We start from the raw sequence: 14,163 nt of genomic DNA on the forward strand, positions 1-14,163 counted from the left end.
TGCCGAGTTTGGCATGAAGGAAACATCTTGAAAAGATATAAACGATGCACAATTGCTATGAGATTGCGATTTGATCACACTTTTAATTGTTGTAAAGTGACGGGATAAGTAAAATTAATACGCACCGACAAAAAAACACCAGAAATCACGGTTTATTCCTGTGAATCATGGGCTTTAGTGGTTAGGTGTATCATCACTTTTAATACTCCCTTGCTGAGTGGATCGGCATGTTTAGGGGCAGGAAGCAAAATGTTACCAAGACTCAGTTCTCAATCTGATATTAATCCTACAGTGATCGTTTTTCTGGAGCAGCTAAAACAACAAGGCTTCTCTGGAGATATCGAGACGCAATATTCAAGTCGCTTAGCCGTAGCGACGGATAACAGTGTCTATCAAGTACTCCCGCAAGCGGTTGTTCATCCCAAAACCACCGGCGATGTTCAACTCATTGCTCAACTGGCAAATACAGACCCATTTAAGTCAATCCAATTTTCTCCTCGCGGTGGAGGGACTGGGACAAATGGGCAGTCACTGACGTCAGGTATTGTGGTTGATTTATCTCGTCATATGAATCAGGTGTTGGAGATTAATGAGGCTGAAGGTTGGGTTCGCGTCCAAACAGGCATGGTCAAAGATGCCCTTAACGATGCGGTTCGTTCTTATGGTTACTTCTTCTCGCCAGATCTATCTACTAGTAATCGCGCCACTGTTGGTGGAATGGTTAATACTGACGCATCGGGGCAAGGGTCTTTAAAGTACGGCAAGACATCGGATCATGTCTTGTCTTTGCAGGCGGTGCTTGCAGATGGCTCACTATTAGAAAGTGACGGCTCTCTTGGATTTTCTGACGATGATAACTTCGTTACAACGGCATTAGGCGTCTCCGAGCAAGTGTGTCGTGAAAACCGTCCACTGATTGAAGAGAAGTTCCCGGCGCTTAATCGGTTTTTGACCGGTTATGATTTGAAAAATGCCTATGACCCTAAAACTGGCTCATTTGATATCACAAGAATATTGTGCGGAGCGGAAGGCTCACTAGCGTTTATTACTGAAGCCAAGCTAAATCTCACGCCGATACCTAAAGCACGTACCTTGATTAACGTTAAATACAATACGTTTGAAGCGGCGTTAAGAAATGCGCCGTTCATGGTACAAGCAAATGCGTTGTCGGTAGAAACCATTGACTCGAAGGTTCTAAACTTGGCTAAGCAAGATATTGTTTGGCATACGGTGAGTGACTTGATTACCGACGTACCGGGTAAAGATATGCTTGGTATCAATATGGTTGAGTACGCTGGTGCAGATGAGCAAGAAGTTCGTCTTAGTGTCGAGCAGTTGACCGCGAAACTTGATGAAATGCTGAAAACTGAAGAAGGCGGTATTATCGGCTATCAAGTGACAAACGATGTCGCCAGTCTTGGTCGAATATATAACATGCGCAAAAAAGCGGTTGGCCTTCTTGGTGCTGTTAAAGGTAGCGCTAAGCCAATTGCCTTTGCAGAAGATACCTGCGTGCCCCCAGAAAACTTGGCTGATTTTATTGATGAGTTTCGTGCACTACTCGATGGTCACGGATTGCATTATGGCATGTTCGGCCATGTAGACGCGGGTGTTTTACACGTGCGACCTGCGCTGGATATGTGCGATCCGGAACAAGAAGCGTTGATGCATCAAGTGTCTGATGAAGTCGTCAAACTGGTAGCTAAATATGGCGGTTTAATGTGGGGGGAACATGGCAAAGGCTTTCGTTCTGAGTACGGCCCCGCATTTTTCGGAGAGACACTGTTTAATGAATTGCGTCGAATTAAGTCGGCGTTTGATCCACACAACAAGATGAACCCTGGCAAGATATGTACGCCGCTTGATAGTCAAGACGAATTGGTTAAGGTGTCAGCGGTTAAACGAGGCACGTACGATCGCCAGATCCCGATAGAAGTGCGCGATAGCTTCTCTCAGGCGATGGAGTGTAACGGCAACGGACTGTGTTTTAACTATGATACGTCATCGCCTATGTGTCCATCAATGAAGGTGACTGCGGATAGACGTCACTCTCCTAAGGGGCGGGCGGGCATGGTACGCGAGTGGCTTCGCCAGTTGTCTGAGCAGGGCTTCGACGTCATTGAGTTGGAAAACCAGACTCAATATGCCAGCAGCGCAAAAGGCTTGATTGAAAAGTGGCGCAATACTCTGAACAAACGTCATGAGTACGATTTTTCACATGAAGTTTATGACGCGATGAACGGATGCTTAGCGTGTAAGGCATGCGCCAGCCAGTGCCCAATTAAAGTAGATGTACCTAGCTTTAGAGCCCGTTTCTTGAACTTGTATTACACTCGCTATCAGCGTCCCGCTAAAGATTACTTAGTGGCAAACATTGAGACGTTACTTCCTTACATGGCAAAAATGCCCAAGACGATTAACTTTGCGCTGAAACAGCCGTGGGTTCAATCTCTTACTGCTAAAAGTGTTGGGTACGTGGATGCGCCTTTGTTGTCTGTGCCGACACTGGAGCAGCGCATGAAGACACAGCTGATAGAAGCGTTTGATTTAGACAAATTATCCAAACTGACAGACGCTCAGCGAGCGGATTATGTCTTAATTGTCCAAGACCCATTTACCAGTTTCTACGACGCCGCAGTTGTTGAAGATTTTGTTAAGCTAGCGTTCGTACTAGGGAAAACACCGGTGGTGTTGCCGTTTAAACCCAATGGTAAGGCTGCGCATATCAAAGGCTTTTTGAAGCAGTTTGCACAAGGCGCTCAATCCACAGCTGATTTCTTACAGCAAGTGGCGCAGCTTAACATTCCGCTTGTCGGTGTCGATCCGGCACTTGTTCTTTGTTACCGTGATGAATACGTCGAGATACTTGAAGATAAACGGGGTGAGTTTGACGTACTTACGGTACATGAGTGGTTAATGCCCTTGCTCAGTACACTGACATCATCGCTTTCTGGTGACAAAGAACCCTGGTATTTGTTTGCACACTGCACAGAGAAAACCAAGATGCCAAATGCGGAGAAAGAATGGGGCACTATTTTTCAGCACTTTGGTGGCGTGTTACACACCGTGCCAGTAGGTTGCTGTGGCATGGCGGGTACGTTTGGACATGAGTCAGATAAGTTGCAGATGTCGAAAGATATTTATGGGCTCAGTTGGAAGCCACAAATGGCATCGTTACCCAAAGAGCGCTGTCTTGTGACCGGCTATTCTTGTCGAAGCCAAGTAAAACGAATTGAAGATCAGCCAGTTCAGCATCCTCTACAAGCAATATTGCGTTTGATTAACGTTGTTTAACTGATTAAACGTTGATAGCCCTTGATTTCAGATAATAAGTGCGACGTTATGGGTCAGTTTTCAAGCCGTAAACTGACCTTGCTACTCGCGCAGTGAGCTTATTATTTACGTGCAGAGTTTATTACTTACGTGTAGAACTTTCTATTTACGTACAGGGCCAACTATTTACGTACAGGACTTGCGAGCATTTCACTGCAGCGGTAATAGCGGTTTCATGAAAGGGGTAAACAATGCGAAAAGGGTTGGAGCTAAAAATACCACCAGTGGTGGTTTTTGTCATTTTTGCCGCGGTCATGTATGGCATTCATGCGGTTGATAGCACTTGGCTGTTTCTCTATATCCCCTTGAAAGTGGTTTGGATTGGACTGCTTGTCCTGATAAGTGGTTACGTTGGCGTGTCGGGCGTTAGAGAATTCCATCGTTCAAGCACAACGGTCGATCCTACTCGTCCGCACAAAGCCAGTAAAATTGTTGATTCTGGCGTATTTTCGGTGACTAGAAACCCCATGTATGTCGCATTGTATTGCTTACTATTGGCTTGGGGTATTTATTTAGAAGATGTGTTAAGTCTGCTGCTCAGTGTATTGTTTATTGTCTATATGACTCGATTTCAGATTAGACCGGAAGAGGAGATCCTAGAGGATAAGTTTGGAAGCGAATACAGAGCGTATAAAGCAAAGGTCAGGCGATGGATTTAAATATCCTATCTCGTTTAACACACCCTAATTAACACTAACGCCAGCATTAGCTGGCGTTTATCTATGATTAAACTCAGTGACCCACGGTTTAACCCAATGACGCACTTCGTTCGATAAAATCCGTTTTACGTTGATTGAAACGTTCAACTAGATCAGCCACGGCTTCATCACAGTACGGTTTTAAACCAGTAGCAACCATTCGCTTCATGCCTGTCCCAACAACTTCACCATCTTCAGTAAAAGAAAAGTTGAGTGTGACTAAACCACGTTTACCTTCTACATCAAATGTAGCGCCTGTGAATTCAACTTCAGGGTGCTTAAGATCGATACGAGCAAATTCAACTTCCATACTTTCATAGATCACCAGTGGACGCTGGCAGTTAATCATCATTTGCTGCTCTTGCATCAAGGGCACCATGATATGAGGGAAGTTCATTCCAGAAAATTGCACATAGTTGGTAACAACGTGTTCTATGAAGGCTTGATCATGACTGATTGCGCCTTCACGAGTCATATGCAGGTATTCTTTATCGTTACTATCAACGAGAGAGCTTTCTGTTTCACACTTTTTACTCACACTTAGCGGTGTACCATTGGCCACCATGCCAGAAAAGTCAAAGCGCATTTTTTGGCTGATGCCTTCTTTTTGCAGAAGTACCGCAAACAGTAAATCGCCTGGGACACAGAAGCGTTTTGCGTCTTCGTCATGAATAGGGTTGAAATCACCGGCCACATTTTTTGCGAAGTAACTGGCTTGCTGACGAGTGAACTCAAAATGCTCGTTGGTGGTTGATACGTAAGGTGTTAGAAACATAATAATCTTCGATTAAACACAATTGAGCAAATTATATATGAGTAATCGGATTGAATGGTCTATCCAGTGACAATTTTGAACGATGAACGACAAAAAGGAGTTTGTCTGCAAGTTGGTGATATAGGTTAGGGGGGCAAATAAAACGCTTCAGCCAGGGAGAAACTGACGGTGCTCCCCATTAATAACGAAAAGGTCGAGCTCGCAAACAAGTGGATGATTACTTATTTGCGAGCACAATACGCAGATTGCGTGGCCAGTAAGGTAGTAACCCAACGTTATTGAGCGACACTCGTTTTCATGACGGATGTCTTAGACGTTAAGGTTAATAACACGATACATGATAGCGCAACAACAATACCAAAAAGGGACAACGTAAAGACCGATGCATAACCAAACTGATCAATCGACATCCCGGCTAGCATTGCCCCAACACCAAATCCGCCTGCCATACAAAGCATAAGGAGTCCTTGCGTTAATGCTGGTGAAGCAGGGCTCAACCGGCCAGCGATAGCTGGGATAATCATATCGTTCCATGACATCGCCTGCATAAGCACGACAAGCAACGCGATAGGAATAAGGCTATGTACGTCTTTCCCTGCCGTAACCCAAAATAGTGACCCAATAAGTAAATACACTATTTGGGCGGTGAACCAGACATTAAATGGGCCACTTTTTTGCATCCATCGGCCAGCTGACTCCAGCATGAAAATACTGATGAATGCGGAGGCCGCCATGCCAAGAGCTGAGTTCCCTATTTCGACTTGGTAAACTTCTTTGATGAGTAGTGGACCAAGTTCCATAAGGTTAGACGACAGGAACATGGAGAAAAACACCGCTAAAAGAAACAGGAACCATGGCAGATATTTTTTGGGAGTATCTGGAATGCGGCTTTCGTTAGTGTCAGTTTCCACTTCCATTTCTGACACGTTGACACTGGGTGGAGGTGCGATCGATACAACAATGAGCACACAAACAACAAGGGCAAGCAGTATAAGCAATTGATTATCGCTTGAAACGTTAAGGCTCTCTGCGATGGCAACAAGAACACCGGTTACGATAATGCCAAAGAATTGGCATTGAAATAAACTGGTTAAGCCACGGCCTTCTTGCTCTTGGTTTTGACTCGACGCGAGAACAAAGGTTGGGTTGAGGACCAACAGACTAACACTGCCGATACCAATGAGAATGCCGACGGTCCAATAAATAGGCATAGTCGTTTCTGCAAAATAGAGAATGAGCAACGCGATGATATGAATGAAGAGTGCCATTCTTTGTATGATTCGGTGGCAAGCGTATTTATCGGCAATTCCTCCAATCAGCGGTGCGAGTAGTCCCGCGCCACCAATTAAAGCCATGACTTGCCCCAATAGTGCTCCGCTAGAGGTTCTTTCTATAATGATGGGGTTAAGTAAAATTGCGATGCCAACCCACTGGACGATACCAAGCGATGCTTGGGCGAAATGCCATAATCGAAAACCGTTCATGAGCAGAGATTCCTCTATTAATAATTTACTCATGAATTGTCGATAATCTGGTGTGAGTTACAAGTAAATTACCCACTGTTACCCTCTCAATCTGAACGTAAAGTTAGTGGGAGTATTAGCCAGTATTTATGAGGTAAATAATCAAGACTATTGATATACAGATGACGAAATAAAGCGGAAGGTTGAACTTTATACTTTGCGCAGCTGGGCAGGGCTGGTTTGTAACATCAGGCGAATTAAGTTCAAGTCTGAGTTGAATCACTCGCGATTTCATCTAGGGTTTAATGAGAGCGTGTGCTTTTTAGTGAATATTCAAACTAGCAGCGTTTAAGTGGAACGAATTAAGTGGTAGAAAAGGTTCGACATGGACGTAGCGCTTGTTAAATCTAATCTTCTCTCAGCTAAATCTCATTGGCAAGGAACTTGGATCTGAAATGATGGTTGATAATTTTGGTCTGCGTTGTCCACATATTGAAAAGGTATAAATAATGAAATCACTTGTATCAATTGTTGTGCTATCAAGCTTAGCGTTGTTTGGCTGTGCGAAGTCTGAGGTAACAAAAGATGAGGGGAAAGCTAGCATGGCAAATCCCGCGGCTGTGTTTTGTGAGCAGAACGGTAGCTACGACTTGGCAACAGGGCAATGTAACTTGAGTTCAGGAAAGTCAGTCGACGCATGGACCTACTACCGAGAGCAGCATAGTGATAACGACAATAAATCCGAAGCACAGCGTTACTGCGAAGCGCAAAAAGGGGTTTATGAGGCGGCAAGTCAGCAATGTACATTGGCAAATGGCGATGTGATGGATGCGATGGATTATTTCCGAGATCATCAGACATCGAGTAACTAGCACTATATAAGTGACGATATTAAAGTGTTCTCGTTCTAGTTAGGCGATTAATTTAAGGAAGCACCGGTGGTTCGAAGTCCGTTTTTAGGCAAGTGGGTTATTGTTGTAACGTTAATGCTCGTGCTTAGTGGGTGTAGCCATCGGATCATTGAAGCCAATCCACAAATGTACCAAAGTTCAGATTCCTTAGCGCCTTATCAGCAACGGACGTTTAATCAATATGCGATGCAAACTCGTGATTGGTTGGATGAACACCGTGTTTTTCATGGTGCAGGCTACGAACGGGAAATGGATGCGGTGAGTCCCTATAAACTCGAACCAGAAGTACCGAATGGCAAAGGAGTGCTATTGGTACACGGCTTAGGCGATTCACCTTACTCTTTTGTCGATATCGCGCCTTATCTTGCTGAAAAGGGTTACTTAGTTCATGTGATGTTATTGCCGGGACATGGCTCTAGACCCGCGGACTTAATGAACCCGACGTCTGAGGATTGGTCAAATGCGGTCGCCCATCAGGTAGAACTGCTTCGTCAAGATGTGGATTCAGTTTGGTTGGGTGGGTTTTCGACTGGCACCAATTTGGTGACCAGTTATGCGAGCACTGAGGGAAGTATTAAAGGGCTTATTTTGTTCTCTCCAGCGTTTATACCGAAAGATCCGCTTGCTGGCCTAGCGGGCTTTGCTAGCCACTTCGTCGATTGGGTTAGCATAGAAAAAGAGCAAAATTATTCTCGCTACGATTCACTAGCAATGGATGGTGCGGCGCTGTACTACCAAAGTGCGGTTCATGTACAAGAGCAGCTAGAGAGAGAGGTGCTCACTGTGCCTGCGATTTTAATGCTTGCTGAAAGCGATGAACTTATTGACGCGAAAGGCGTATATGATCTATTTAAAACCCGTTTTAGCTCTCCTAAATCTGAACTTATTTGGTATGGCGATCGGGATTATAGTGATCCGCGATTCGTAAAGTTTCCTATGAAGTTGCCCGAGTTTTATATACAAAGTGGCTCTCACATCTCGGTACTATATCGGCCAAATAATGCACTTTATGGTCGCACGGGTCTAATGCGTCAATGTGGAGATAGTCAGGAAGGAGAAATCTACGAGGTAGACTGCCCAAAAATGCCGACGTTAACACATGCGGCGTGGGAACTTTTTGATGATGAAACCATTAGTGCGAGATTAAGTTGGAATCCTTACTTTGAACCGACAATGAAACGAGTGGTCGAGTTTATGGAAAGAACTCAATAAAATATTGTTTAGTTCTTTAAGTTTATTTTTAATGATGACTTAGTTTACTAGTACGCTCTATTGATCTTCATCATACTAAATATCTTGATATGACGGAGAAAAAGAGTGAATTGCGTTTTTTTGTTAACGATATCTCATATTGTAATTTGTATTAATGACAAAGCCTTAAAACTATAGATAATTGTCTCAGTTGTTTGAAATAAGATGTTTCAAATGGGTATAACAATGGAAGACTTCAACATGACCAATAGTTGGATTACACTAGATTACAAAATAGCTTTTTTCTTTCCTTCGAGATAACTCTATCGAATGCACGCTCCAGTGCGCCCTGATTTAAACTTTGGATGTAAATTACTATTATATTTATAATTATTTTTACGTCTCTGATAAATCAAAAAAATAGAATTTAAAATTAAATCGTATCTGGAACTTATTTCTAGGTAGGGTTGTCTTTAATTAGTTGTTTGCCTGCCTGAATGTAATTGGCAAATAATCAATAGTATTAGGATAATATCATGGAAAACTTTAAACATCTGCCAGAACCATTCCGTATTCGTGTTGTTGAGCCAGTAAAACGTACGACTCGTGAATACCGAGATGAAGCTATTGTAAAAGCGGGTATGAACCCATTCTTATTAGACAGTGAAGATGTTTTCATTGATTTGTTGACCGACAGTGGTACAGGTTCAATTACGCAAGAAATGCAAGCTGCTATGCTTCGTGGTGATGAGGCTTATAGTGGCAGCCGCAGTTACTATGCACTTGCGAATGCAGTTAAAGATATTTTTGGCTATGAGCTTACGATTCCAACTCACCAAGGGCGTGGCGCAGAGCAAATCTATATTCCAGTGCTGATTAATAAGCGTGAAAAAGAGAAAGGTTTAGATCGCACTAAGATGGTTGCGTTGTCGAACTACTTCTTTGATACGACGCAAGGTCATACACAAGTTAACTGTTGTGTTGCGAAAAACGTCTACACTAAAGATGCATTTGATACTGCTGTGAATGCAGACTTTAAAGGTAACTTTGACTTAGAAAAATTGGAAGAAGCAATTATTGAAGCAGGTGCAGCGAATGTTCCATATATCGTGAGCACGATTACCTGTAACTCTGCTGGTGGTCAACCCGTGTCGATTGCGAACCTAAAAGCGGTGTATGAAATTGCGCAGAAATATGACATTCCGGTGATTATGGATTCCGCTCGTTATGCTGAGAATGCTTATTTCATACAGCAGCGCGAAGAAGGCTATCAAGATTGGACTATCGAAGAAATTACTCGTGAAACTTACAAGTATGCTGACGCATTAGCGATGTCTGCTAAGAAAGACGCGATGGTACAAATGGGCGGACTATTGTGCTTCAAAGATGAATCTTTGATGGACGCCTACACGGAGTGTCGTACTCTTTGTGTTGTGCAAGAAGGCTTCCCGACCTATGGCGGTCTAGAAGGAGGCGCGATGGAGCGTCTAGCGGTTGGTCTATATGATGGTATGCGTCAAGAGTGGTTGGCTTACCGAATTAATCAAGTGCAATACTTGGTGAATGGTCTTGAAGCAATCGGGGTCGTTTGTCAGCAAGCTGGTGGTCATGCGGCATTCGTCGATGCAGGTAAGCTACTACCACACATTCCTGCGGATCAATTCCCTGCTCACGCACTCGCTTGTGAGTTGTACAAAGTTGCGGGTATTCGTGCAGTTGAAATTGGCTCATTACTGTTAGGTCGTGATCCTGCAACAGGCAAACAACACGCTTGCCCTGCAGAGCTGCTTCGCTTAACCATTCCTCGCGCAACATATACTCAAACGCATATGGACTATGTGATTGAAGCGTTCGAAAAAGTGAAAGAAAATGCTCATAAAGTAAAAGGTTTAGACTTTACCTATGAGCCTGCAGTATTGCGTCACTTTACTGCTCGTCTGAAAGAAGTTGAAAAAGTTACAACCAGTACGACTGAGTCAGCATTGGCAGAAGCGTAAATAACCACTAGAGCGTAGCAAGTAAATGCTACGCTCTTTTTTTGCCTGAATAATAAAAGCTGAAACTAATCATAACGAGAAATTCTACGAGAATATATTATGAATAAGAGTCCATCTTTAATAGGTGGTGCCTGTATTATTGCCAGCGTATGTGTGGGTGCTGGAATGCTAGGGCTACCGAGTGCAGGAGCAGGGGCGTGGACAGTTTGGTCCCTATTGGTAATAACTATTACCATGATAGTAATGACAATATCCGGTTGGATGTTGTTGGAAGCATTTAAAAACTACGATCTAAAAGTTTCATTTGATACAGTTACGAAGGATTTATTAGGATCAAAAATAAATCTATTTAATAATATAACCGTGTACTTTGTTGGTGGTATTCTTTTATACGCCTATATTACCTCTTCTGGTCTTATATTAAAAGATGTCCTAGGAATAAATGACAAGCTTGCTTCCATTTTCTTTGTGCTTATTTTTTCTACCTTTGTTTGGCATTCAACACGCGCCGTCGACCGTATATCGGTTGTACTGATCGCTTTTATGGTTCTAAGTTTTATTTTTGGTGTGTCGGGCTTAGCCGTCAATGTTGATATGGGTGTGCTCTTGGACACGATCAGCGCCGAAAACAACTATGCACCGTACGCGATGGCGATGCTACCAGTAGCGTTGACTTCTTTTGGTTATCATCATTCGGTGTCATCAATGCGTGCCTACTATGGGAGTGAATCTCAGGCGAAAAAAGCAATTCTAGGAGGCACGGTTATCGCGTCTATCCTCTATTTCGTTTGGCTTATTAGTATTTTTGGTAATCTGCCTCGCGCAAACTTTGGTCCTGTCATTGAGCAAGGTGGAAACGTTGACGCCTTACTCACCGCGCTTGGCTCAGTTATAGAGTCCGATAGAGTGGCGAATGCCATTAATACATTTTCAATGGCGGCGATTCTATCCTCATTCATTGGAGTAGGGCTGGGTTTGTTTGATTTCCTTGCTGATTTCTTTAAGTTTGAAGATTCCCGTCAAGGGCGTGCAAAAACGTGGTTAGCAACGTTCTTACCTCCTCTTATATTTTCTCTACTGTTTCCTTTTGGTTTTGTCATTGCCATTGGTTATGCGGGCGCAGCGGCTACGGTGTGGGCATGTATTATTCCTGCGATGTTAGCCAAGAAAACGAGAGACGGTGACAATGGAACAGAGGGCTTCCGAGCACCTGGTGGCATGATAATGATCTATTTAGTGATTGGCTTTGGTGTACTCACTGCCGTTTTCCACTTCTTATCTATGCTAGGAATGTTACCAATGTTCACTGGCTAATGAACCAGAACATCATACCCAAGTAGATGGCCGACTATCTACATCAACGATTTAACTTAGAGATTGGTTTCATCGCTCTGAGTGACACAAATAATGGATAAAGGAACATATATGACCGCGATTTCTACCAATAAAGCCCCTTTGGCTATTGGGCCTTACGTTCAAGGCGTAACATTTGGCAATATGGTAATAACATCAGGGCAGCTGCCTATTAATCCGGAAACAAAAGTGATGGATAGTGATGTTGCCGAGCAAACAATACAGTCGTTAACGAATGCGGTTGCGATTGTTCGTGAAGCGGGCTTAGAGCCTCGCCATATTGTAAAGGCTACGGTGTTTGTTAAGGACTTAAACGAATTTTCTAAAATCAATGCTGCCTATGAGGCATTCTTCGAAGCTCATAGCGCTCCGTTTCCAGCTCGTTCATGTGTGGAGGTTGCACGTTTGCCTATGGATGCGAAAGTCGAAATTGAAGTGATAGCGGTTTTGCAATAAGTAAGACGAGACTATAACCGAGTAGTTGGTCAGGGGGCGCCTTGATAAGGCGCCTCATCTCAAGCAGGTTGCTTGCTTCCCCATCGGTATTTCATTTAATGAACTGGGAATTCATTGTTTTGTGAAGAGTTACTTACTTCTCCACGTTTTACTTACCCAACCTCCTGCATTTTCGTCAAAATAATTGCCTGTAAATTCTTGTTTGAATTCAACGATATTATCTCGTTCAGGGTGCTGGTCTAACAAAGAATTGATGTACTGCGCCATTGGGTCATTACATTGTTCTCTTACTTTTCTCTCCGCGACTTCTTTTATGATTTGCATGCGGTACGACTTACTCATTTTTTTCATCTTTTACCTCCTTTGCTGCGAGCGGTTTACAAACCATAGGAGGGTTTTAGATGTCGGTCAAATAATGACCAATGTTTTATTGAGAAATTAGTTCAATAGTGTTAGGCCGACGTATAACAACGAGCAAAAAAGGCTAAAGTTACATCCAGTATGTTACTGCCCAAAGTAACCCATTCGAACTATTATTGCTGGCAGTTTTTAACAAGTCCCCTTGTTTAGATCGGAGATACATCATGTCAAACTTCAAAAAATGGCCAGCCATCGACCCAGAGAAAGTCGCTAAATATAAATACATCTGGGAAAATGTATCCGCCGCTGACAATTTAGATCCAAAAATCGCTGCTTATCTCGCTCGTGTTAAAGAGCAGGGTGGCGGTAAAGGTATTGAACAACTTAGCTTTATCAACAAAGATTACTTAGGCTTTTATCAAGCGCCGTTTTCACAAGATCTCGATAATGCTGACGTTGTTATCTACGGCATGGGAATTGAAAAATGTTCACCAACCGGCTCATCTCATAAGTTCGCACCACAGCGTTTACGTCACCTAAGTAAAATGGGGATGGGGACTGTTGGTGATAACGGTGAGTTGCCATTCGAATGGTGCCGTGTTATCGATTACGGAAACTGGGATAGCTTAGGTCAATTTGAGCTCAAAGCAGAAGTTGAACAGTTGACTGAGCTTCTTCATCACATGGTTGTTGAAAAAGACTGTACACCGCTTGTCTTCGGTGGTGATCACACTATTCCATATCCAACCATGCGCGCTTTAGGTGAAAAATACGGTCCATTGCGAGTGATTCACTTCGATGGTCACTATGACTTATCAACAAGAGCCGATTTTGATTATCCGTACACGTCTGGCCACTGGTTGGCTAAATTGTACTCAGAAGGCCTAGCGGATCCAGAGCGCACGGTGCAAATTGGTATGCGTGGTCGCCAAACGGCACTTGTTAAAGGTAACCATATTGCATTTGGTACGACGGGCTTTACGTCGAACGAAGTGTATGACCTTGGTGTTGACGCCATGGTTGAGAGCATCATCGAACGTTGTGGTGATGGTGGTCCGGTTTATCTGACGTTCGACTTAGATGCATTAGATACCGCGTTCTGTCGTGCTAACTCAAGTCCCGATCCATTCGGTCTAAGCCATCTGCAAGTTTACGAAATCCTGCGTAAAGTGAAAGCGTCAGGTAAAGTTCGTCTTGTTGGTGCAGATATCGCTGAATATACTCCGGATACGGATCCAACAGATAAAGATGGCATTATCGCAGCTGGCTTTGGCTGGGAGCTGTTCTGTTGGCTGGCTGAGACTAAGCGTGACGAAAACGGCGAAGATCGCCACACGGAATGGCCATTGGCATTTGGTTCTGTGACTTTATAAGCTTAGGGCGTCATGATCTAGGTTCGTTATGAGCTAGGTTCGTTACGAGCTTAGTACGTTATGAGCTAGCGAAATAAACAATAAAAGGTTCGACAGTGTCGAGCCTTTTTTGATCCTGCCTTATTTGCTGTGCTTGTCAGTGTTAATGGTAGCTCCTGTGAGTCTTAAATACTGTTCCTGCTAGTCTTAAATACTGCTCCTGATTACGTGAAGTAGGGCGTTAGTCAATCAAGCCTAAAGACAGCAAAGCAAG

The 14,163-nt window shown here is 43.5% G+C and carries 12 protein-coding genes; 9 read left to right on the plus strand and 3 right to left on the minus strand.

The window, feature by feature from the left end; genetic code table 11:
* Positions 1-249 precede the first annotated feature (249 nt).
* Positions 250-3,294: a D-2-hydroxyglutarate dehydrogenase YdiJ gene (gene ydiJ / locus M9196_RS08995; protein ID WP_250617202.1), complete on the plus strand. Its 3,045-nt coding sequence runs from the start codon at positions 250-252 to the stop codon at positions 3,292-3,294.
* Positions 3,295-3,524: 230 nt separating this feature from the next.
* Complete coding sequence (locus M9196_RS09000) at positions 3,525-3,992, plus strand: methyltransferase family protein (protein WP_250617203.1); 468 nt, start codon at positions 3,525-3,527, stop codon at positions 3,990-3,992.
* 88 nt (positions 3,993-4,080) lie between these two features.
* Here M9196_RS09000 and M9196_RS09005 read toward each other — a convergent pair whose 3' ends face one another.
* Positions 4,081-4,806 (minus strand): DUF3581 domain-containing protein, encoded by a 726-nt coding sequence (locus M9196_RS09005; protein WP_250617204.1) that lies wholly within the window; start codon positions 4,804-4,806, stop codon positions 4,081-4,083.
* A gap of 275 nt (positions 4,807-5,081) precedes the next feature.
* Positions 5,082-6,290 carry an MFS transporter gene (locus M9196_RS09010; RefSeq protein WP_250617205.1) on the minus strand — a complete coding sequence of 403 codons (1,209 nt, stop codon included), beginning with the start codon at positions 6,288-6,290 and terminating at the stop codon, positions 5,082-5,084.
* Positions 6,291-6,778: 488 nt separating this feature from the next.
* Here M9196_RS09010 and M9196_RS09015 point away from each other — a divergent pair, with 488 nt between their 5' ends.
* The 6 genes from M9196_RS09015 to M9196_RS09035 all read left to right on the plus strand — a co-directional run bounded on the left by M9196_RS09015 (position 6,779) and on the right by M9196_RS09035 (position 12,177).
* Positions 6,779-7,141: a DUF333 domain-containing protein gene (locus tag M9196_RS09015; RefSeq protein ID WP_250617206.1), complete on the plus strand. Its 363-nt coding sequence runs from the start codon at positions 6,779-6,781 to the stop codon at positions 7,139-7,141.
* A 66-nt stretch (positions 7,142-7,207) separates the two neighbouring features.
* Positions 7,208-8,392, plus strand: a complete 1,185-nt coding sequence (locus M9196_RS09020) for an alpha/beta fold hydrolase (protein WP_250617207.1) — start codon at positions 7,208-7,210, stop codon at positions 8,390-8,392.
* 225 nt (positions 8,393-8,617) lie between these two features.
* Complete coding sequence (tnaC, locus tag M9196_RS23705; RefSeq protein WP_390902880.1) at positions 8,618-8,692, plus strand: tryptophanase leader peptide; 75 nt, start codon at positions 8,618-8,620, stop codon at positions 8,690-8,692.
* 215 nt (positions 8,693-8,907) lie between these two features.
* Positions 8,908-10,368 (plus strand): tryptophanase, encoded by a 1,461-nt coding sequence (gene tnaA / locus M9196_RS09025; RefSeq protein ID WP_250617208.1) that lies wholly within the window; start codon positions 8,908-8,910, stop codon positions 10,366-10,368.
* A gap of 99 nt (positions 10,369-10,467) precedes the next feature.
* Complete coding sequence (locus M9196_RS09030; RefSeq protein WP_250617209.1) at positions 10,468-11,682, plus strand: aromatic amino acid transporter; 1,215 nt, start codon at positions 10,468-10,470, stop codon at positions 11,680-11,682.
* A 111-nt stretch (positions 11,683-11,793) separates the two neighbouring features.
* Complete coding sequence (locus M9196_RS09035) at positions 11,794-12,177, plus strand: Rid family detoxifying hydrolase (RefSeq protein ID WP_250617210.1); 384 nt, start codon at positions 11,794-11,796, stop codon at positions 12,175-12,177.
* Between the two features lie 129 nt (positions 12,178-12,306).
* On the opposite strand, the gene M9196_RS09040 is transcribed toward M9196_RS09035, so the two are convergent.
* Positions 12,307-12,528 carry a hypothetical protein gene (locus M9196_RS09040; RefSeq protein ID WP_250617211.1) on the minus strand — a complete coding sequence of 74 codons (222 nt, stop codon included), beginning with the start codon at positions 12,526-12,528 and terminating at the stop codon, positions 12,307-12,309.
* 233 nt (positions 12,529-12,761) lie between these two features.
* On the opposite strand from M9196_RS09040, the gene M9196_RS09045 reads away from it, so the two are divergent.
* Positions 12,762-13,910 carry an arginase family protein gene (locus tag M9196_RS09045; RefSeq protein WP_250617212.1) on the plus strand — a complete coding sequence of 383 codons (1,149 nt, stop codon included), beginning with the start codon at positions 12,762-12,764 and terminating at the stop codon, positions 13,908-13,910.
* The last annotated feature ends 253 nt before the right edge of the window (positions 13,911-14,163 follow it).

Origin of the sequence: Vibrio methylphosphonaticus (assembly GCF_023634655.1) — a bacterium.
GTDB lineage: Bacteria > Pseudomonadota > Gammaproteobacteria > Enterobacterales > Vibrionaceae > Vibrio > Vibrio methylphosphonaticus.

What these genes read in the sequence shown, in the direction of transcription:
- tnaA (WP_250617208.1), top strand. Translation starts at nt 8,908, where the DNA reads ATGGAAAACTTTAAACATCTGCCAGAACCATTCCGTATTCGTGTTGTT.
- M9196_RS09010 (WP_250617205.1), bottom strand. Translation starts at nt 6,290, where the DNA reads ATGAACGGTTTTCGATTATGGCATTTCGCCCAAGCATCGCTTGGTATC.
- M9196_RS09040 (WP_250617211.1), bottom strand. Translation starts at nt 12,528, where the DNA reads ATGAAAAAAATGAGTAAGTCGTACCGCATGCAAATCATAAAAGAAGTC.
- M9196_RS09035 (WP_250617210.1), top strand. Translation starts at nt 11,794, where the DNA reads ATGACCGCGATTTCTACCAATAAAGCCCCTTTGGCTATTGGGCCTTAC.
- M9196_RS09015 (WP_250617206.1), top strand. Translation starts at nt 6,779, where the DNA reads ATGAAATCACTTGTATCAATTGTTGTGCTATCAAGCTTAGCGTTGTTT.
- M9196_RS09000 (WP_250617203.1), top strand. Translation starts at nt 3,525, where the DNA reads ATGCGAAAAGGGTTGGAGCTAAAAATACCACCAGTGGTGGTTTTTGTC.
- M9196_RS09005 (WP_250617204.1), bottom strand. Translation starts at nt 4,806, where the DNA reads ATGTTTCTAACACCTTACGTATCAACCACCAACGAGCATTTTGAGTTC.
- M9196_RS09030 (WP_250617209.1), top strand. Translation starts at nt 10,468, where the DNA reads ATGAATAAGAGTCCATCTTTAATAGGTGGTGCCTGTATTATTGCCAGC.
- M9196_RS09045 (WP_250617212.1), top strand. Translation starts at nt 12,762, where the DNA reads ATGTCAAACTTCAAAAAATGGCCAGCCATCGACCCAGAGAAAGTCGCT.
- ydiJ (WP_250617202.1), top strand. Translation starts at nt 250, where the DNA reads ATGTTACCAAGACTCAGTTCTCAATCTGATATTAATCCTACAGTGATC.